Source organism: Paraburkholderia hiiakae, assembly GCF_904848665.1.
Taxonomy (GTDB): Bacteria; Pseudomonadota; Gammaproteobacteria; order Burkholderiales; family Burkholderiaceae; genus Paraburkholderia; species Paraburkholderia hiiakae.
This window is the reverse complement of the sequence record NZ_CAJHCQ010000002.1, coordinates 518,502-538,149: the sequence shown is the minus strand read 5'-3', so window position 1 is coordinate 538,149 and position 19,648 is coordinate 518,502. Positions and strand designations below refer to the sequence as shown.

Annotated in this window: 15 protein-coding genes and 1 riboswitch; of the genes, 1 reads left to right on the top strand and 14 read right to left on the bottom strand. The window is 65.1% G+C overall.

All coding sequences use genetic code 11. From position 1 onward, the window contains the following. Nucleotides 1–56: 56 nt before the first annotated feature. Nucleotides 57–920, bottom strand: coding sequence for an alpha/beta fold hydrolase (locus JMY28_RS06350; RefSeq protein ID WP_201695030.1), 864 nt, complete (start codon nucleotides 918–920; stop codon nucleotides 57–59). Between the two features lie 504 nt (nucleotides 921–1,424). On the opposite strand from JMY28_RS06350, the gene JMY28_RS06345 reads away from it, so the two are divergent. Next, on the top strand, nucleotides 1,425–2,408 hold the full coding sequence (locus JMY28_RS06345; protein ID WP_201695029.1) for a D-alanyl-D-alanine carboxypeptidase family protein: 984 nt from the start codon (nucleotides 1,425–1,427) through the stop codon (nucleotides 2,406–2,408). 104 nt (nucleotides 2,409–2,512) lie between these two features. Here the strand turns inward: JMY28_RS06345 and JMY28_RS06340 are convergent, their stop codons facing one another. The 13 genes from JMY28_RS06340 to JMY28_RS06280 all read right to left on the bottom strand — a co-directional run bounded on the left by JMY28_RS06340 (nucleotide 2,513) and on the right by JMY28_RS06280 (nucleotide 19,568). Further along, on the bottom strand, nucleotides 2,513–3,427 hold the full coding sequence (locus JMY28_RS06340; protein WP_201695028.1) for an ABC transporter ATP-binding protein: 915 nt from the start codon (nucleotides 3,425–3,427) through the stop codon (nucleotides 2,513–2,515). 77 nt (nucleotides 3,428–3,504) lie between these two features. Next, nucleotides 3,505–4,476 (bottom strand): ABC transporter permease, encoded by a 972-nt coding sequence (locus JMY28_RS06335; RefSeq protein ID WP_201695027.1) that lies wholly within the window; start codon nucleotides 4,474–4,476, stop codon nucleotides 3,505–3,507. A gap of 82 nt (nucleotides 4,477–4,558) precedes the next feature. Next, nucleotides 4,559–5,617 (bottom strand): ABC transporter substrate-binding protein, encoded by a 1,059-nt coding sequence (locus JMY28_RS06330; RefSeq protein ID WP_201695026.1) that lies wholly within the window; start codon nucleotides 5,615–5,617, stop codon nucleotides 4,559–4,561. A gap of 56 nt (nucleotides 5,618–5,673) precedes the next feature. Then, nucleotides 5,674–7,137, bottom strand: coding sequence for an allophanate hydrolase (gene atzF / locus JMY28_RS06325; RefSeq protein WP_201695025.1), 1,464 nt, complete (start codon nucleotides 7,135–7,137; stop codon nucleotides 5,674–5,676). Then, nucleotides 7,128–10,763, bottom strand: coding sequence for an urea carboxylase (gene uca, locus JMY28_RS06320; protein ID WP_201695024.1), 3,636 nt, complete (start codon nucleotides 10,761–10,763; stop codon nucleotides 7,128–7,130). Before uca ends, atzF begins: the two co-directional genes overlap by 10 nt. Nucleotides 10,764–10,765: 2 nt before the next feature. After that, entirely contained in the window at nucleotides 10,766–11,419 is a 654-nt protein-coding gene (locus tag JMY28_RS06315; RefSeq protein WP_201695023.1) for an urea amidolyase associated protein UAAP2, read from the bottom strand. A 16-nt stretch (nucleotides 11,420–11,435) separates the two neighbouring features. Next, on the bottom strand, nucleotides 11,436–12,215 hold the full coding sequence (locus JMY28_RS06310; RefSeq protein ID WP_201695022.1) for an urea amidolyase associated protein UAAP1: 780 nt from the start codon (nucleotides 12,213–12,215) through the stop codon (nucleotides 11,436–11,438). Between the two features lie 56 nt (nucleotides 12,216–12,271). Further along, a riboswitch (guanidine-I (ykkC/yxkD leader) is annotated at nucleotides 12,272–12,416 on the bottom strand. Nucleotides 12,417–12,963: 547 nt separating this feature from the next. After that, nucleotides 12,964–14,085: a porin gene (locus JMY28_RS06305; RefSeq protein ID WP_201695021.1), complete on the bottom strand. Its 1,122-nt coding sequence runs from the start codon at nucleotides 14,083–14,085 to the stop codon at nucleotides 12,964–12,966. Between the two features lie 119 nt (nucleotides 14,086–14,204). Further along, nucleotides 14,205–15,311, bottom strand: coding sequence for a hypothetical protein (locus tag JMY28_RS06300; RefSeq protein ID WP_201695020.1), 1,107 nt, complete (start codon nucleotides 15,309–15,311; stop codon nucleotides 14,205–14,207). A gap of 42 nt (nucleotides 15,312–15,353) precedes the next feature. Further along, the gene (locus tag JMY28_RS06295) at nucleotides 15,354–16,607 is read right to left on the bottom strand and encodes an MFS transporter (RefSeq protein WP_201695019.1); all 1,254 of its coding nucleotides are present in this window, start codon (nucleotides 16,605–16,607) and stop codon (nucleotides 15,354–15,356) included. 79 nt (nucleotides 16,608–16,686) lie between these two features. Then, complete coding sequence (locus JMY28_RS06290; protein WP_201695018.1) at nucleotides 16,687–17,859, bottom strand: DUF5624 domain-containing protein; 1,173 nt, start codon at nucleotides 17,857–17,859, stop codon at nucleotides 16,687–16,689. Nucleotides 17,860–17,879: 20 nt separating this feature from the next. Next, nucleotides 17,880–18,767 carry an amidohydrolase family protein gene (locus JMY28_RS06285; protein ID WP_201695017.1) on the bottom strand — a complete coding sequence of 296 codons (888 nt, stop codon included), beginning with the start codon at nucleotides 18,765–18,767 and terminating at the stop codon, nucleotides 17,880–17,882. Between the two features lie 21 nt (nucleotides 18,768–18,788). After that, the gene (locus JMY28_RS06280; protein WP_201695016.1) at nucleotides 18,789–19,568 is read right to left on the bottom strand and encodes an HpcH/HpaI aldolase family protein; all 780 of its coding nucleotides are present in this window, start codon (nucleotides 19,566–19,568) and stop codon (nucleotides 18,789–18,791) included. Between the last annotated feature and the right edge of the window lie 80 nt (nucleotides 19,569–19,648).

The following is a 19,648-nucleotide window of genomic DNA, read 5'->3' as shown; positions in this document are numbered from 1 at the left end:
GCTTGAATCGTCAACGATCAGACGACAAAACTCGCACGCAACCTGGATACGGCAAGTTAGACGCGGCTGTCCGGCTCCGAAAGGAATACTTCCACCTGACTAACGAAGCGCTCGGGAAACTGATAGAAGGACCCGTGGTTCGAGTCTTCGTACAGGATCAATTGAGCGTTCGGCATGGTCTGTTGCATCGTGTACGAGTTGACAGTCGGAGCGATGACGTCGTTGTTGCCCTGCACGATAAGCGTCGGCTGGTTGATTTCCTTCAGGTAGTTGAGCACTCCTTCGAATTGAACGCCGTAGTTCCCAAGCGCTTCCAGTTGCGCCGGTGCCACCTTGTCGCTGACTTCTGGGTCGCGATTTTCCTGACGCAAATGCTTTCGGTGAAGGAACGCCAGCCCAGCAGCCTGACTCGTCCTTGACGGCGCGAAGTGAACCGCTAGCCACAGGTGCTCGGGCGGATCGTAGGCCGCAGCGAAGATCGCCGCCGCGGCTTCAGTCATCGGCGCAATGCCTTCCCCGCCGCGAGGGCCGGTGCCGACCAGAATAAGGCGACGCACGAGCGCCGGCGCCTGGAGTGCGATTTCCTGCGCAACCATGCCGCCGATCGAGAAGCCGAGAACGTCAACCCTGCTGAGATCCAGCGCTTTGATGAAGGCAATCGCATTCGCGCCCATCTCCTGAATCGTTGTGGGGACCTCGCCGGAGCTACTCGAAATACCCGCATTGTTGAACAGGATCACTTCACGTGTCATGGCGATGCCGTTTGTCACCGCAGGGTCCCAATAGTCCATTGTCCCGGTGAAGTGCTGATTGAAGACAACCGGCACGGTGCCTCGCTTTCCGAAACGGCGATAGGCAAAGCGAACGCCGTTGGCTTCGACATATTGCGTCGGCGCTGTTTGGTGGTTGAAGTTGCTCATCGATGTTCTCCTTATGCGGACGCGTCATCCGCTATTCGAAACAAGAATGACCCTCACGCGATTCGATGTTGCCGTCATGGCGCTCGCGTATCGGGGCCGTCTGGAAGGCAATGTAAGCGACCGACGCGGATGGGAAAAATACTTGCTGGGCTGGGGGGCATGCCTATCGAGCATGGGCCATGGATTTCGAAGGGAGCGTGAGGTGGGTTGTCTAGCCTGGGCTGACCGGATATGACGCATCGAGCGTCGTAAATATGGGGAGCGGTCAACGCCGGTTCCCGTCGGGGATCAACGGAAGGACGGACATTCGCCGGAAAGGCGTGTCAGGCGGTTGTGGATCGACACGCGGCTGTCACTTCGCGTGTGAATGGTCATCCCGGGAAAAAAATTCCGTCTTCTTCCACACACTCATTCCTGCAATGAGCAACTACAGTTTAGTTGTTGGGGACAATCCAGCACGTCGGACCCGCCATCACCTGATTGCCGTCCCAAGGTGTGAACGCCATGAAGAACTTCCTCAGCGCGCTACTGCTCGCCACTGCGCCGTTCGTCGCGTGGGCCGAAGCGCCGTTCCTTTATTCACGTAGCGCAATCGTGTACGACGTCGGACGCGGCGAGGTCCTGCTGGAAAAGAACGCCGACGACCTCCAGCCGATCGCATCCCTCACCAAGCTGATGACGGCAATGGTCGTGCTGGACAGCGCCCAGCCGCTGGGAGACACGGTGACAGTCGACGATGACGACATCGATCGGCTCAAGCACTCGGGGTCCCGCATCCCGATCGGTGCCTCGCTCGAACGGGGAGAGATGCTGCGCCTAGCGCTCATGTCGTCCGAAAACCGCGCGGCGTCCGCGCTGTCTCGTGCGTTCCCGGGCGGCCAGCCTGCGTTCATCCAGAAGATGAATGAAAAGGCGCGCGCGCTGCATATGGCCAATACGCACTTCGACGATCCAACCGGACTCTCGCCGGACAATCTCTCGACGGCACGCGACGTCGTGAAGATGGCGGAAGCGGCGGCGCACTATCCGTTGATCAGCGAATACACCACACTTCCCCGCTATGAAGAGGAGATCGGCAGCAGGACGAGGTTCTATCACAATACCGACCCGATAGTCCGCGCGGCCGATTGGGACGTTCTGGTCGCAAAGACCGGCTATATCCGCGAGGCGGGGCGCTGCATCGTGGTCGATGCGAACATGCCGAACGGCCAGGTGATGATTGCGCTCCTCGGCTCGAAAACATCGTGGGGGCGCTCCACCGATCTCGTCACAATACGCCGATGGCTGAATGGCGACGAGACGCCCGTCGTCGAGCCGCACTATTACGCCAGCACCCGGCTGCATCATCACCATTCGGTGCTGGCGCGGTCGCATCGCGTCAGGGTGCAGTTCGCATCGTACCGGACAGGTTCGACGGCCGGCGTGCACCGGCAGACCGTCAAGCATCATGCCGGCAAGCGGGAACACCACACGCCTGTTGCCGCCTGACCTATGGCTCCATGACGCCGCGCGCCGATAGTCACGCTCGTCTGGCCCGTTACGTGATATGACGGCTGCGGCTAGCGGCGTGGGGCCATATGCCCACCTCACGCTCATTCCACCGTGTCGTTCACGTCCGTGAGGCGAATCATGTGCGGGCGCACGCGCGCCTCGTCCTCCGGTTCATCCTGCGTTGGCGGATGAATAAGCGCGTCGAGACGCGCGCGCGTGGCAAGGAACTCGGGCGTATTGAACTGTGCGTAGCCGCGCGGACGCGGCACCGGCACCTCGATCAACTCCTGCACCTGGCCCGGATGCGCCTTCAGCACGAGGATGCGGTCAGCCAGGTAGATCGCCTCGTCCAGGTCGTGCGTGATGAAAAAGATCGTAATGTCGACGTTGCGCCAGATATCGAGCAGATGCGCCTGCATCTTGGAGCGCGTCTGCGCATCGAGTGCACCGAACGGTTCGTCCATCAACAGGATGCCGGGCCGATTGGCGAGCGCGCGCGCGATCGCCACGCGCTGCTTCATGCCACCGGAAAGCTGGTGCGGATATGCGTTGGCGAACGGCTCCAGGCCGACGAGGTCGAGCCATTGCAGCGCCTCGCGCTCGGCCTCCGACTTTCCCTGGCCATTCATACGCAGTCCGAACATCACGTTTTTCTTCACCGTGAGCCACGGAAAGAGCGTATAGCCCTGGAACACCATGCCGCGGTCGGCGCCGGGGCCGCTCACCGTCTTGCCATTCACGCGAACCTCGCCCGACGTTTGCGCTTCGAGGCCCGCGAGAATGCGGATCAGCGTGGACTTGCCACAGCCCGAAGGCCCGATCACGCACACGAACTCGCGCCGGTGCGTGGTGAAGCTCACATCGGCGAGCGCCGTGTGCTCGCCTTGGGGCGTCACGAACCGCTTCGTGAGATTGCGCACTTCGAGGATCGGCTCGCGCGCTTTCAGCCGCTCGAAGCGCGCACGCACCGCATCGGACTGCAGGAGATAGTCGGGAACGGTTTGCGGATTGAACATGATGCGGTCCTTGAAGACTCAGAATGCGTTTCAAAAGGCGTGTCGTTGCGAACGAATGCAGGCGATTGCGCCAGGCCTCAGGCCTTAAGCGTCCGATCCCACGGAAACAGCTTGCGACCGAGGAACGCCAGCACAAGATCGGTGCCCAAGCCAATGATGCCGATCATCATGATCGCGGCGTAGACGTTATCGAAGTGCTGATAACGCGCCTGCTGCGTGATGTACCACGTGATGCCCGAGCTCGTGCCCACGAGCTCCGCGACGATCAGATAGGTCCACGCCCAGCCGAGCAGGATGCGCTGGTCGCGATAGAGATCGGGCAGAATGCCGGGCACGACAACATGCGTGAGCAGCTTCAGTCGCGTGGTGCCGAGCGTCATCGCCGCTTCGAGCAGGCCATATTCGAGCTTGCGCGTGGTGTTGGCAATGATGAGCACCTGCTGGAACAGCGTACCGATCACGATAATCGCGATCTTCGGCGCGTCGTAAATGCCGAGCACGGCCACCATCAGCGCGCCGAACGCGGGTGCCGGCAAATAGCGAAAGAACTCGAAAAACGGCTCCTGCAGGCGCGCGAGCACGCTATAGGTTCCGCACACGACGCCGAGCGGCACGCCAATCAGCGACGAGACCACGAAGCCCCAGAAGATGATCTGCACGCTGTGCCAGAGGCTCTGGTGCAGCCATACGCCGTCCTGAGCGACGGGCGGTGTCGTGAACGCGGTGTAGAACGCGCGCAGCACCTCGTGCGGCGCGGGCAGATACACCGGGTTCGCGGGCACGCCCGCCGGTAGCGCGGCGTGGGTTTCGCGCGCATGGTCGAGTTCGTCGGCGAACACGGCTTTGTCCACACGCATGCCGGGCTGGAAATAGTCCACGCTGCCCGGCTGGCTGATCAACATCTGCGAATGCCAGACGAAGGGCACGTAGCTCACTACGCACCACACGAGCACCGGCAACAGAAACGAGCCGATGCCCAACATCCACTTGCCGCGCGGCGAAAGCTCGCGGCGTACGGCAAACCATCCGGTCTGGCTGATTTCGGCCATGATGTTCTCCTTGACGTTGCCCTGCCAGGGCCTGTTCACGCTAATAACAGGCCCTGTATGACGACGGTCGGCGCACGCCGCCTTACTTCAGTGCGCTGGTGAGCGAAGGGTCCACATAGGCGTTCACGTCCTGCGAGGTCTTGTAGACCTGGTACTTCACGTTGAACGCGTCGGCGGTATGACTCGAACCGTAAAGCGAGCGAAATCCGTCGGCCTTCACGTAGGCCTGTTGCGCCTCGGGCAGCGTGAGCAGCTTCGTGCCCTTGAGCAGCGGCAAATACTGCGCCGGCGTGAGACCTACGCGCGCGGCCATGATCTTCACGGCGTCGGGCTGCGTGGCCGGGTCGTCGATGTACTTCACCACGCGGTACCAGACCTTCGCGAGCTTTTCGTAGTCGGCCTTGTGCGCCGCAAGGCTCACGGGGTTCACGGCGAGCACGTCGTAGATGAGGCCCGGCTCGTCGGCCGAGGTGAATACGGGCCGCGCGCCGGGCACCGCGCGCTGCGCTTCGCCCGCGTTCGGTTGCCATGCGGCGACGGCCGAGACGTCGGAAGAAGCCAGCACCTGCGGCGTTTCGTTGGTCTTCGCGTTCACGAGCGTGACGTCGCCCTCCTTCATGCCTGCGCGCTGGAGCGCGTCGAGCAACAGCAGGTGATCGACCACGCCAAATTCCACGCCGATCTTCTTGCCCTTGAGGTCCTGGATCTTGCGTGCGGGCGGCTTGGCGATGACCATGTCGTTGCCGTTCGAATAATCGGTGATGAGCGCCATCACGTTCTTCGCGCCGTTCGCGCCCATCGTGAGCGCATCGCCGTTGGTGACGAGCACGGCGTCGAGTTTGTTGGCCGCAAACGCATCCATCGAGGCCGTGTAGTCGAACCAGTCGAACTTCACGTCGAGGCCCGCTTCCTTGAACCAGCCTTTGTCGATTGCCACCTGCCACGCGACCCAGCCCGGCCAGTCGCTATAGCCGATGCGTAGCGGCGCGGCATTCGCGGCCTGTACGCCGGCTGCGAACAGGCCCGTGGCCAGTGTGAGCGCGGTGGCGGCGCCCAGCGCCCAACGGCGCAGCGGTGCGGCGGATTTTGCGTGGCGTGCCTCGCCTGCGTCGATTGCAAACGGAACGTGCGTCGTCTTCATGGCGAATCTCCAGGAGTAAAGGTGCAACGGTTTTCTTGACGTAATGGCGTGGGGTTTCATGCTTCGGCGTTCCCGGTTTCGTTTTGCGAGCTGGCCTGCACCGTCGCCTGCGAGCCGTCCTGCATGGGCGGCGACACCGGGCGCTCGCGCTCGCCCAGCCACGCGCGGGCCAGGTCGAGGAGGTACGCGTCGTCGTGTGAGCGAGCGACGAACGTGATGCCGAACGGTTTGCCCGCGTGCGGGCCCGCTGCGCACTCGCCCGCTGGCACGGCGAGCGCGCTCAGGTCGAGGAGGTTCACGAAGTTCGTGTAGTAGCCGAAGCGTGCATTCACGCCGATGGGGTCCGCTTCGAGTTCGGCGATCGTGGATGTCGTGGGCGAAGTTGGCGTGACGAGCGCGTCGATCTGCGGCCACACGCGTTCGCTTTCCATACGAAGCGACGCGAGACGGTCGAGCGCCGCGAAGGCGTCGGCCGCGCTCCAGCGCACCGCGCCGCCCAGGATCTCGCGCGTGACGGCGTGCAGCGCCTCGGGCTGCGCCTCGAAGAACGGTCGAATGGCGGCAAGACGCTCGGCCACGAACGGGCCTTCGTAGAGCAGGCGCGCCGTGGCGAGGAACGGTTCGAAATCGATTTCCACGAGTTCGGCGCCGGCCGCGCGCAGTTTCGCGAGCGCTACGTCGAACGCCGCCGCATACGAGGCGTCACCGTAGAAGTTCAACTGCGTCGCACGCGGCACGCCGAAGCGCACGCCCCCAAGCGTCGCGCGCTCGCGACCGCTCGGCTGCCAGGCGCGTGCATACGGATCGCCTTGCGTTACGCCACGCGCGCACTCGAACACGCGCTGGGCGTCGTTCGCCGAATGCGCGAAGATCGAGACGCAGTCGAGCGAACGGCACGCGGGCACCACGCCCTGCGTGCTCAGCACGCCCTTGGTCGGCTTGAGGCCCACGAGACCGTGAAACGCCGCCGGCACGCGGCCCGAGCCCGCCGTATCGGTGCCCAGCGAGAACGCGGCGAGGCCGAGCGCGACGGCCACGGCCGAGCCCGAGCTCGAACCGCCCGAGGCGTACTCCGGGTCCAGCGCATTGCGGCACGCGCCATAGGGCGAGCGCTGGCCCGAGAGCCCCGTCGCGAACTGGTCGAGGTTGGTCTTGCCCACGGGAATCGCGCCCGCAGCGATCAGGCGCTCGACCACGGGTGCGCTGCGCGCCGGCGTATACGCATACGCTGGGCATCCCGCGGTGGTCGGTACGCCAGCGAGGTCGATGTTGTCCTTGATCGCAAACGGCACGCCGTACAGCGGCAGCGTGGCGGGATCGCGCTGTGCCAGCGCCTCTGCGTAACGCATCATCTCGTCGCGCGTGAGCGCGCGTATCCAGACACGATGCGGATCGTCACCAGCGGTACGCGCGGCAATGCGCTCGACGAGTTGCGCCGGCGTGAGGTTGCCTTGCAGATAGCGCGCGCGTAGCGACTCGATGTTCATGGGCAGATCGTCGTTATGCGGATTCATTGGCATGCGGCCTCCTCGCCGCTCACGGCAGTGGCTTGTGCGGTATCGCCCGATGCTTCGGATACCACACGGATCACCATCAAGCGCTGGCCCGCCACCACAGCGTCGCCGGCCGCGCAATCGAGCGCGTCGATCACGCCGGCCGCACTCGCGGTCACGGTCACTTCCATCTTCATCGACTCGAGAATCGCCACGTCCTGGCCCTCTTCGACGCACTCGCCCGCGGCAACCAGCAGCTTCCACACGCTGCCCGATACATCGGCGCCAATCGCGCGGCAGTCGTCGGCTAGAGATTCGGCGGCGCGCACGGCGCTTGCGGCTTCGTCCGCCGCGCCTTCGGCCACGTACTCGGCCTGACCCGCTTCGCGCCAGCGCTCGCGTTCGGCTTCGAACGCGGCTTGCTGAGTCGTCTTGAATGCGGCGATCGACTCCGCCTCGTCATGCAGGAAGCGCTCGTATTCGCCGAGGTCGAACACCGACTCTTCGATGCGCAGGCTGCGGCGCCCCGCGAGGAATTCGCTGCGCCACTCCGCGAGTTCGGCCTCGCTCACCTCAAAGAAGCGGATTTCGTCGAAGAAGCGCAGTAGCCACGGCTTGCCCGGCGCGAACTCGGTCGTCGTGCGATAGCGGTTCCACATCTGCACGGTGCGGCCCACGAACTGATAGCCGCCGGGGCCTTCCATGCCGTACACGCACATGTACGCGCCGCCGATGCCCACGGCGTTCTCGGGCGTCCACGTGCGCGCGGGGTTGTACTTGGTGGTGACAAGCCGGTGGCGCGGATCGACGGGCGTCGCGACAGGAGCGCCAAGATAGACGTCGCCGAGGCCGAGCACGAGGTAACGCGCGTCGAACACGATGCGCTTCACGTCGTCGATGCCAGCAAGACCGTTGATGCGGCGAATGAACTCGATATTGCTCGGACACCACGGCGCGTCGGGGCGCACGGACTGCATGTAGCGTTCGATGGCCACGCGTGTGGACGGGTCGTCCCACGAAAGCGGGAGATGCACAATGCGGTTCGGCACGCGCATCGCATCGACGGCGGGCAGCATTAATTCGGCATCCTTCAGATGTGCGATCAGCTTGTCGAGCGTGAGCACCGCGGGATCGAAATGCACCTGAAGCGAACGGATGCCCGGTGTGAGATCCACGATACCGGGAAGGCGGTGCGCTTCGAGCCAGTTCATCAGCGCATGCACGCGAAAGCGCAGCTTCAGGTCGAGCACGGACGGGCCGTATTCGATCAGCAGGTTGCGGTCGCCCGAGCGCCGATAGACCACGCCTACGCCTTCGCCCGCCTGTTCGTCGCGATAAAGCACGCATTCGCGCGCATTCCCGTTCACAGCGGCGCCACCCGCAGGCGCCGCGGGCACGAACCGAACCGTGTCGCCGGGGCGCAGTTGACCGAGCTTCCATAGCTCCTCGCCGATCACCGTGACCGGGCACACGAAGCCGCCCAGGCTCGGGCCGTCCGGGCCGAGAATCACGGGCATGTCGCCCGTGAAGTCCACGGCGCCGATCGCGTAGGCGTTGTCGTGGATGTTGGAGGGATGCAGGCCCGCCTCTCCGCCGTCCGCTCGCGCCCATTGCGGCTTCGGGCCAATCAGGCGCACGCCCGTTCGGCTCGAGTTGTAGTGCACGGTCCAGCGCGCTTCGTAGAGCATCGCAATGTCTGCGCGCGTGAGGAAGTCGGGCGCGCCGTGCGGGCCGTCGAACACCGCCAGCTCCCACTCGTGGGTGAGCGCCGGCACGCGAGCGGCCGCGAGCCGCGCGCCCACTTCGCTCGCTGCGCCCTTGCCAGCAAGTGGCGCGAGATGCAGCACATCGCCCTTGCGCAGCGCGCGGCCCGCGTGGCCGCCGAACTGGCCGAGCGTGAAGGTCGCCTTGCTGCCTAGATAGTCGGGCACCTGCAGGCCGCCCTTCACCGCGAGGCACGCGCGCACACCCGCGCCCGTCACGCCCCCGAGCTTGAGCACCATGCCCGCGCTCGCGCGCACCACCTGCCAGTACGGCACCGGCTCGCGGTCCAGCGTTGCGGCAAGCGGTGCGCCGCCCAGCACGAACAGCGTTTCTGTATTGAAGCGCAGCGTCGCGCCCACCATCGTGAATTCGAGCCCCGCCGCATCGGGTGCGTTGCCGAGCAGTTCGTTGGCGAGATTGAACGAGCGGTCGTCCATCGGGCCTGAGGGCGGCACGCCCACGTCCCAGTATCCGAGGCGGCCAGGTGTTTGCTGAACGGTGGTCTGCACGCCGCCGTCGAGTACGTCGATCGTGTGCGGCGCGAACAGGAAGCGGCCGAGAAAGCCCGTGGTCTGCTCGCCGGCCACGAACGTGGCGCAGCCAACGATTGCGCGCAGGTAATCGAGGTTCGTCTCGATGCCGTAAAGCTGCGTGCGCGCGAGCGCGTCACCGAGTTTCCTGAGCGCCGCTTCGCGCGTTTCGCCCGTGGCGATGATCTTCGCAAGCAGCGGGTCGTAGAATGCGCTGACTTCGGTACCCGCGTCGACCCACGTGTCCACGCGCGCTTCGGCGGGAAACGCCACATGTGTGAGTAGCCCCGAACTCGGCTGGAACTGGCGGTTCGGATCTTCGGCGTAGACGCGCACCTGAATGCTCGCCGCGCGCGGCGCGAGCGTATTGACGGGTGCGAGCGTATCGAGCGGCGCGAGCGTGCCTTCGGCCTGGCGGATCATCCATTCCACGAGGTCGACGCCGTACACCTCTTCCGTCACGCCGTGCTCCACCTGGAGCCGCGTATTCACTTCGAGGAAGTAGAACGCGCGGGTTTGCGTGTCGAACACAAACTCCACCGTGCCCGCGCTCGCATAGCTCACCGCTTTCGCGAGGCGCACGGCCGTGGCGTGCAATGCGCGGCGCTCGTCGTCGGTCAAGCCCGGCGCGGGCGTTTCCTCGATCACCTTCTGATTGCGCCGCTGCACCGAGCAGTCGCGCTCGCCGAGCGAGATCACGTTACCCATACCGTCGCCGAACACCTGCACTTCGATATGGCGCGCGTGTTCGACGAACTTTTCCAGATACACGCCCGCGTTTGCGAAATTGCTCTCGCCAAGCCGCACAACAGAGGCGAATGCGGCTTCGAGTTGCGCGGCATCACGGCACAGCGACATGCCAATACCGCCGCCACCCGCCGTGCTCTTGAGCATCACCGGGTAGCCGAGCGCGAGCGCCGCTTCGAGCGCCGCCGCCACGTCGGGCAGCAAGCCCGTGCCGGGCAGCAGTGCGACTTCGTTGGCGCGCGCGATTTCGCGCGCGGTGTGTTTGAGGCCGAACGCCGTCATCTGTTCGGCGCGCGGGCCGATGAATGCGATGCCGGCGCGCTCGCACGCGCCCGCGAACGCGGCGTTCTCGGAGAGAAAGCCATAGCCCGGATGCACCGCCTGCGCGCCGGTGCGCCGCGCCGCCGCGAGAATGGCCTCTGCGTTCAGATAGCTCTGCGCGACGGGCGCGGGCCCGATGCAGATGGCTTCGTCCGCGAGCATGACGTGCATGGCGTGGCGATCCGCCTCCGAATACACAGCGACGGACGCGATGCCCAGACGCTTGAGCGTGCGGATCACGCGGCACGCAATCTCGCCGCGGTTGGCAATGAGAACCTTGTCGAACGCCATCGTCACGCCCCCCAAACGAGCAGACGCACGGGCGTCGGGTTATAGCCGTTGCACGGATTATTCAGCTGCGGGCAGTTCGAGATCAGCACCGTCACGTCCTGTTCCGCGCGCACTTCCACGTATTTTCCGGGCGCGGAGATGCCGTCTTCGAACGTGAGCTGGCCGAGCGGCGTAACGGGCACGTTCATGAAGAAGTTGATGTTGCTGACGATATCGCGCTTGCCCAGCAGCGCCCCCACGCCGCAGGTGCAGTGCGCGAGCGCGTTGAGGTAGCTGTCGCGGCAGCTATGCATGTGGCGCTTTTCGAGCGCGTAGCGCACCGTGTTGCTCTCGGCCGCGCAGGCGCCGCCAAGCGTATCGTGGCGCCCGCACGTATCGGCGACGATGGTGAGCAGCGGCGCGCCGCGGTTCGACATCAGCACGCTGCCCGCGCTGAGATAGAGATTGCGCTGCGCGCGAATGGTGTCCTGCGCGCTGTAGCGTTCGGTGGGATCGGCGCTGCTGTAGAACAGTGTGTCCACGGCCTGGTTGCCCTCCAGGTCGACGATGCGCAGCGTTTCGCCGCGCTTCATGTCGTGCATCCACGGCTCGCCCGCGGGCAAGGTGAAATCGGTGTCGGCATTGCGCTCGTCGAGCGCGCTTTCGATAATCGGCATGACAGCTCCCTTGCGCTCAGGCGAACAGACGGTCGGTGTTGATGAAACCGCGCTGGTTCTCGGCGCAGGCCGTGCGGCACAGGTCGTCGGCGCTCGCGGCGGAGTCGGCCGCGTAGGCGCGCCAGGCAATGAGTTTCACCGGCTTCGGCGCGTACTCGCCGTGCGGATCGAGCGGGTGCGGTGCCGTCGAAAACGCGGCGAGCGTGTTCATCTCGAAGCGCAGGTCGAACGTCGCGCCCGCATGCGAGTGGCGCGGCAAGAATTCGAGCGAACCGTCCTCGCCCACGGCGACCTTGCTGAAGAAGTTGACGTTGGCCACCAGATCGCGCGGACCCAGGCCGTATTTCGAGAGTTCGAGCACGAGACTGTCGCGGCCGTTGCGGATCATGTCGTTGCGGTGTGCCTGGTAGCGCTGCTCGCCATACTTGCGCATGAATAGCGTCGCGTCGCCCACCCCGCCGAGGGGGTCGTGCCAACCGAGCGTGTCTGCGGTAATCGATGCGATTACGCGGCCCATATCGGTATAAAGCGCGTGGCCGCGCGTGAGATGAGCCGTGTGCTGCGCCTTGAGCGTGTCGGCCATGTTGTAGCGTTCCAGCGGATCTTCCTGGCGGTGGAACACGGCGGCGAGATTCGCGCCGCCTTCGAGGTCGATCACGCGCAGCGCGAGGCCGCGACGCAGGATGCCCGACCAATGCGTGCCGGCGGGAATCACGGTTTCCCACAGCACGTCCACGGGTGGCAAGGCGGATGGCAGATCAGACTGCGCGCAGGCAGAGGAGAAGCGGGTCGGCATGGAGGCTCCAGTTTGCGAAGGGATAGCGCGTGAGAGGGCGACCGAACGACATCGCGACCTCCCGGGCTTTTATCCCTCCGTGGAGCCTCATCGCCGCCTTGCAGGCAAGGTGGGAGACGAGACCGGATTGCTCTCGGACCAGACATCGGACGCGGTATGAACAGATGTGCCACGCCGACCGGAACCCTAGCGATCCTAAGATGATGCAAATTGCTTCGCACCTCTCGCCAGGCTAATTAGCGAGTTCTGTGCCAGGTCTGTCTGAATGCGTTGGAACTCGCCTCGATGCGCACTGGCGGCGCGGGTGGGAGCGCGACGCGCGCGGTGACCCGCCACGCCCGCGCAATCACAGTGCAGTGCGTGCACCATGTTGCAGGGCCAGGCACCGTGACGGGGCACTGCGCATGCGCATGCAGCGCTCCGAAGGCGCGAAAGGCCGATGGCATATGAATTGCGTTTGCATGCGGCTCCCACTGCCCGCTCACTCGCCTGTCCATGCGCCCAACGAGACTCGCCATGCAACCCGTCCCGCACTTCGCCGCGCGCCTGCGCCAGTTCCTCTATGCCATGCTTGCCGCGCGCTTTATCGAACTCGCTCCGCGCGCGACTTGTAACGCGAGACGCGAATAGTCGAATAGTGGCTTCCTCGCATTCGCGTACCGTCACCCCGAGCCTGCGCCAGCAAGCGTGTCACCCGAAAGCAGACCGCGCCACAGCGGGGACGCCACGGCGCGTTTGCCACGATGCTTTAGAACAACTTACGCAAGCCCACCCGCACCGCAACCGAGGTAGCGCCCGACCCTACGTACACGCCATTCTCGAAGACCGGCGCCGACCCGCCACCGAGAAAAACGGGCGCCGCTCCGCCACTCGCGTGAAGCCATGTCGCGCTCGTATAAATGTCGACACTCTTCGAAAGCCAGTAGTCGCAAAGGGCCGTTATATTCACCCACTTCTGCGAGCCGAGCTTGCTGTACCACGCACCGGCCATCAGCGTCGTGGCGGGCGTCAGGAAGAAGGCTTCGTTCGCCTCGTAAGTCAGCATGGACCCGCTGTCGCTGCCAATCTTGAAGCGCGTATCGGTGAAAAGTAGTCGCGTAAGGCTACGGCCGTAACGATAGCTGCCGCCTACTCCAAGCGACGCGACGTTGTTTGCCAGTACAGGCCCCGCCGGCAGGCCTGGGAAGAACGTCGTACCCGCCTGGGTCGGCCCGTTCAGGCCGAGGTCGTGCGTGTTCGTATAGGCAATCCCCAGATTCAGCGGACCATTTGCGTAGCGCGCGCCGAACGCATATACGCGCCCCGTCCCCGCGCTCACCGACTGCGACGGAAACGCATACAGGCCGCCGAGTGTCACGCCGGCGAACGTGGGCGATGTGTACTTCACGGCATTGTTGATGTGCAGCGTGCCCGCGAGATGATCGAAGTCGCCCGGATGCCATGAATACTGACCCGCGAGTTGCCCCATGGCGAACTGAGTGAGGTTGTCCCAGAAGAAGTCGTATTGCTTGCCGAGCGTCAGCGTGCCGGCCGCGTTGTTCGCAAGCCCCACCCAGGCCTGCCGGCTGAACAGCACGCCCGACTGCACCATCGTGCCGCTGTACAGGTTGAAGCCATTTTCGAGGTCGAATACGGCGCGTGTCCCGCCGCCCAGATCCTCCACACCGCGCAGGCCCCAGCGGTTGGACTGGATCGATCCGTCGTTCGCGACGAACGTCGCATGCCCATTCAGATTGCTGAAGTAGGTAATGCCCGCGTCGATGATGCCGTAGAGCGTCACGCTGCTTTGCGCATGGGCGCTCCCCATGCACCCCATCGCGCCGGCGCCGATCAGTGCTGCCAGCGCCGTCCTCTTTACGATCTTCTTCATTGTCTGTCTCCTGTAGTTTTTTTAGTCAAAACGAGTCCCTCCCTCGCGCGAGGGATGGGTTTTCCGGTAAGGGAAGGCCCGGAGTCAGCCGGGCCTGGGTGGAAACGCGTGGTGTCGCGCTAGACGTCGAAGCGGTATAACGTCGAAGCCACGCCAAAGCGCTGATCGGCGCTCAAGCTGTTGGTCACGGCGAGGTAGCGCGTGTCGCCCTCCATGAAGCTGAGAGCCGACGTCGCGCCGCTCGTTTCGAAGGTCTCGGCGAGCGCGAACCCACTGCCCATCCAGCGAAACACCTGCGATTCGCTTTCGACGATGGGCGCCTGCGGGGTGCCCGTGATGAAACACACGCGCACGAGATAGCGGCCATGCGCGCCCTCGACGAGACAAAGCTCACGGCCGCCAGCGCCGCCCAGATGCTGTACTTCGACGAAGCGCTCACCATCGAGACGGTAGAGTGTGGTCGCACCGAGCAGATTCACGTGGACCATCCAGAACGCGCCTTGCGCTTCGAAGAAGCGGAACGTGCGGCCGCCCTTCTCTTCAAAGCGCTGAAACGTGACGAAGCGCGCGCCGTCCCAGCGCAGCACCGACGATCCGCTCACGTGATCGGCGTAGGCGAGAAAGTGCGCATCGCCGCGGCACGCGTAGTTCCAGTCATAGCCCCACATGCCGTCGATCGCTTGAAACGCTTCGAAGCACTCGCCATTCCACTCGAAAATCCGCGAGGTTCGTGGATGCACCGCGTTCACGCCCTCCACGGTCACGCCCTGCGCGAGCGCGAGGAAATGCCTTTCGCCGATCGAGAACGCGCGCCACTGCTTCGCCGCGAACACGTCGAAGCGCTGATGCGGCGCCCACGCGCCATCGCGCCACTCGTACAGTGTGGCCTGCGTATTCAGGTCGTACGGGCCGCGTCCGGTGCGGATGCCTGCCGCGGCCAGGAACCGCCGGCCGCCGATCTCGAAGTACTCGACATCCTCGCCGCCGGCCAACGGCAACGCGCCGTCCTGCAAGAAGCGGCCGCCTTCCATCCGAAAGAGCGGCGCTTCGATATCGCTGTCACCGCCGTTCATGTGCGCGGACTCGCCAGGCACGTCGCGCGCGAGTTGCGCCGCCGCTAGCCAGCGAACCTCGTCCATGCGCCAGGTCGCGAGCGCACGGGCGCCGGTGGTTTTCAGCGTTTGAACAGGGGTAAGGAGGCGGTCGCTCATTGATTCGTTTTCCATGGTCATTTTTCCTGCTTCATTCCTGGCCGGCGCGCGATGGCTTCAATGTTTGCCTTCGGCAATGGCGAACGGCGCGCCGGTTTCCCGCTCGCCGTCGCCAGCGATTCCCCCGTGACGGCTCCATAGGCCCGCCAGCGCCACTGCTCCGCCCGCCAGCAGCGCGAGCAGTCCAGCAAGCGCGAACAACCGGTCGAGCGCCGTATGTTGCTGGAGCAACGATCCCCCGATCACGGGCCCGATGATCGAGCCGAGGCGCCCGATCGCCATCGTCCAGCCCACGCCGGAAGCGCGCACCGCAGGCGGAAACAGTCGGCTTGCGATCGCGGGGAACGTTAGTTGAGCGCCCACGAGGCACGCGCCCGCCAGAAACAGCATGCCGAAGAGCGCATCCCCCACGCCGATGAGCAGGCCCAGCACGCTCGTCAACAGCGCGGCTGCCGCGAACGACACGGCCACCGGCCGGAACGGCTCGCGCCGGCGCACGATCCATGACAGCGCCAGCGCACCCGCGATGGCCCCGACGTTGAGCACGACCGCGCCCAGTGCCGCGCGAGCCACTGGCACCCCGTTGAGATTGAGGATGGTCGGAATGAAGCTCACGAGAAAACCCGAGACGATCATGCTCGCGAGCACGCCCAACCAGAGCGCGAACGCGGGCGCGCTGCGCCCCTGTGCGAGGATCGCGCCGATGCGGACATGGCCGCCGCCCTCATGAACCGCCGCCTTCGTCTGCGCTGGAATCAGCCACGCCACCGGCAAGAGCATCGCGAGCGCGCAGGCGCCGCCCATCAGGAACACGAAGGGCCAGCCAAAGCGCGTCATGAGCGCGGCCGAAATCGCTCCGCCAACCACGGCGCCGAGCGGGAAGCCGATAAACATCAGAATGACGGATGACGTGCGGTGCCTCGGCGCCGTGCATTCCGCGGTAATCGCGGCCACTGGCGGAATCGCACCGCCCATGCCGAGGCCGCCGATAAAGCGCAGCAGCGCGAGCTGGGGCGCCGATGTCGCAAGTGCGCAGGCCAGCGTGAGCAGGCCCGTGAGCGCGAGCGCCCCGATCAGCATCGGTTTGCGCCCGAAGCGGTCTGCGGCGGGTCCGACCGCGACCGAACCGATCACGGTGCCGATGAAGCCCGCACCGAAAACGCGCCCGAGCGACGCATGATCGGCATGGATCGCCTGCGAGATGAGCGGTGCGACGAACGACAGCATCAACGTATCGAAGCCGTCGATCATCGATACCGCAAAACAGACAAACGTGATGAGCGCCGCGCGCCCGGTGGAACGTTCGGTCATGAGTGTCTCCTGACGGGCGGCGATCATGGCGCCGCCCTTTTCGTTATGCATAACTATCTAGTCGAACGGTGCCCGCGGCTCACGCCCGCGGCGCCTGCGGATACTCGACATCGGTGAAACCCGGTATCGGCACGCGCGTGGGATCGTTGCCGTTCGCGTGCAACTGGTCGACGATATAGTCGGCCACGCAGTTGGAAAGCAGTTGCGCGGGATCTTCCATGATGCGGCGCAGCCGCGCCGTCGTAGCCGTCCGGTCGTGCAGATTCGTGATCGGGGGCATGGCGTCGGCCGTCTGCGGCTCGAAGCAGTAGCCAGCCTGGTTCGGAAACAGTGCGCGCGCCACGTCGATGCTCGCGCGCGTGTTGAGCCAAAGCAGCCGGTAGTCGCGCTCCAGCTTCGCCAATCCCGCCTCGTCCGGCAACTGCGCGACCGAAAACGATGGTGCGTGGGGCGCGACGAGCACGCGCTCGGGCTGCAATGCGCGCTCCGACGTGCGCCACAGCAGGTAGCACATGTTGTTCGAGGCCCACGTCACGCCCGCGGTTGGCCGTCCGGACTGACCGCTCACCAGCGCCATCGCCCGGTTCCAGTCTAGCCGTTGCTCGCGCAACCAGTTGCCGATGCGATAGACGATGTCGAGGTACGCCAGGCCAAACGTCGCGAACATGACGTCGTTCATCGGCACGCCGACTCCCACAACCTGGCCCATGCCCGCGCGCGGCGCGAAGAACTGCGCGTTGAGTGCGTCGAAGCTCAGCTGCGCGGGGTCGCGCAACACGCGCTCCAGCATCCCCGCCGACGCGCCGCACGTGTAGTCGACGAGATCGACGATCTTCTGTTCGTAGCCCGCGAAACTCGCCACGTTCACGTAATCGCGCCACAACGCGAGCGAGTTGGCCTCGCGCGTTGCCCGCACGTGGCCCAGCAGGCGTTGCGCGTCGGCGCGCCAGTGCGCACCCTCGCTGTCGTCACCCGCCAGCTCGCGCATGCGCGCAAGGTAGGCGAGCGCAAGCGGCAGATGCGAGACGGCGGTCAACTCGATAAAGCCGCGCGTGGATTTGCGAAAGCTCTCGATGCGAGGCGCGCCGCCTTCGCCCGGAAACAGCACGATGTCCGAGCCCGTCGAAACGACGAGCGGATCGCTCGCAGCCAGCGCGGCCATCTGCCCGGTCAGGTGCGCGCCGATACTCTGCGGGTCCGACGTGAAAGCGCGAAACAACCCCGCGAACGCGGGATCAGGCTGATAGCTCATGTTTGCCTCCCTCGCCAGCATCAGAAGTCGAACAGACGCGCCGGGTTGTCGGCGAGGATCGCGCGTTGCACGTCCGCGTCCCCGGTCCACTGGGCGAGCAGGTTGAGCAGCTCGCCGGTGTCGCGGGAACCGTCGGGAATGTGCGGCCAGTCCGAGCCCCAGATCACCTTGTGCGGGGCCGCCGCGATAATGCCCTTCGCCATCGGCGCGACGGCGTCGTAGCCGCGGTGCTTCGCAATGCGGTACGGCGCGCTGAGCTTGAGCCAGCAGTTCCCTTCGCGCAGCAGGCCGAGCAGACGCGCGAAGTCGTCTTCCGTGAGCCCGTCTTCTTCGAGCATGTAGCCCATGTGATCGATCACGAAATCGGTTTGCACATCGGCGAGGAACGGAATCAGGTTGCGCACGACCCAACCCGGTGCGTAGAACTGCAGATGCCAGCCGAGCGACGCGCAGCGCCGCGCCATGCGTGTGATGTACTGCTGAATCTCGGCAGTCGGCAGACCCGAGCGCGCGAACAGATCGAGACGCACTGCCCGCACGCCGGCTTCGTGGAAGCGCTCGAGCGTGGTTGTGTCGGTGTCCTCTTCGATCATCGCGACACCGCGCGCGATCGGGCCGGCGGCCTTGAGCGCATCGATCATGCAGCGATTGTCGGTGCCGTAGAAGCTCGGCTGCACGATCACGAAGCGCTTGAGTTCGAGGACCTCCATGAGGCGCAGGTAGTGATCGAGCTTGCCGTCGGGCAGCGTGTAGTGCGGACGCGCGACGCACGGATACTGGTCGAGCGGGCCGAATACGTGCATATGCGCATCGCAGGCGAGATCCGCCACGACAAAAGCGGGGCGCGCCAGCGTTTCGCAATCGCGCATCGGCGTGGAGACAAGCGGAGTTTCGGTGGTGGTAGCCATGAGTAGGTGAAGTTTGATGAATCAGACGGTTGCCCGGGCCTGGGCAGCCCGTTGCCGCAGCGCGGCCAGAAAGAGATCGGTGTCGATGCCCGCGAACAGGAAGGGCTTCGCGCCCTCGCGGCGCAGCGCGGCAAGCGTTTCGCCTTCGGGCATCCCGCCGACGATTGCCACCTTGCCGTGGCGGCGTGCCGCCGCGAGCACCTGCCGGCAGGCCTCGACGACCTCCGGATGCGTGGGTTCGCCCGCATGTCCAAGATCGGCCGAGAGATCGTTGCAGCCGAGCGCCACGATATCCACGCCATCGACCGCGGCGATCGCGTCGGCGGCTTCGACGCCCGCGCGGCTTTCGATCAGCACCTTCAGCGCGCTTGCCGCATTCACGCGGGCATTCATTTCGCGCACCGGCAACGCGGCATAGCCCACGTGCGGCAGCGTGAGGATTTGCGAGCGCTGGCCGAGCGGTGCGAAGCGCGTCGCCGTGACCGCGAGGCGCGCCTCTTCCGCGCTTTCGATGCGCGCGACGATGATGCCGAGCGCGCCGCCGTCGAGCACGCGGTTGATCGTCCCATAGTCGCGCTCGGGCACGCGCACCCAGGGCATCAGCCCGAGGTCCTGCGCGCACAGGCACATCTGCGCGACGGCGTCGACCGGCAGCGGGCTGTGCTCCATGTCGATCCAGATCGTGTCGTAGCCCGCCGCTTTCGCCCAACGCACGATTTCGGGGGTACGTGAGGCCCGAATGCCCAGCGCCACGACGTTGTGGCCGCCGCGCAGGCGTTCGAGCAGTTCCGCTCCGTCCATGTTGTCTCCCATGTTTCCATTTCGGTCGAGCAAAGTATGGCCGATGGAGACGTTTTCATTTATTCTCGGAAACCAACTTA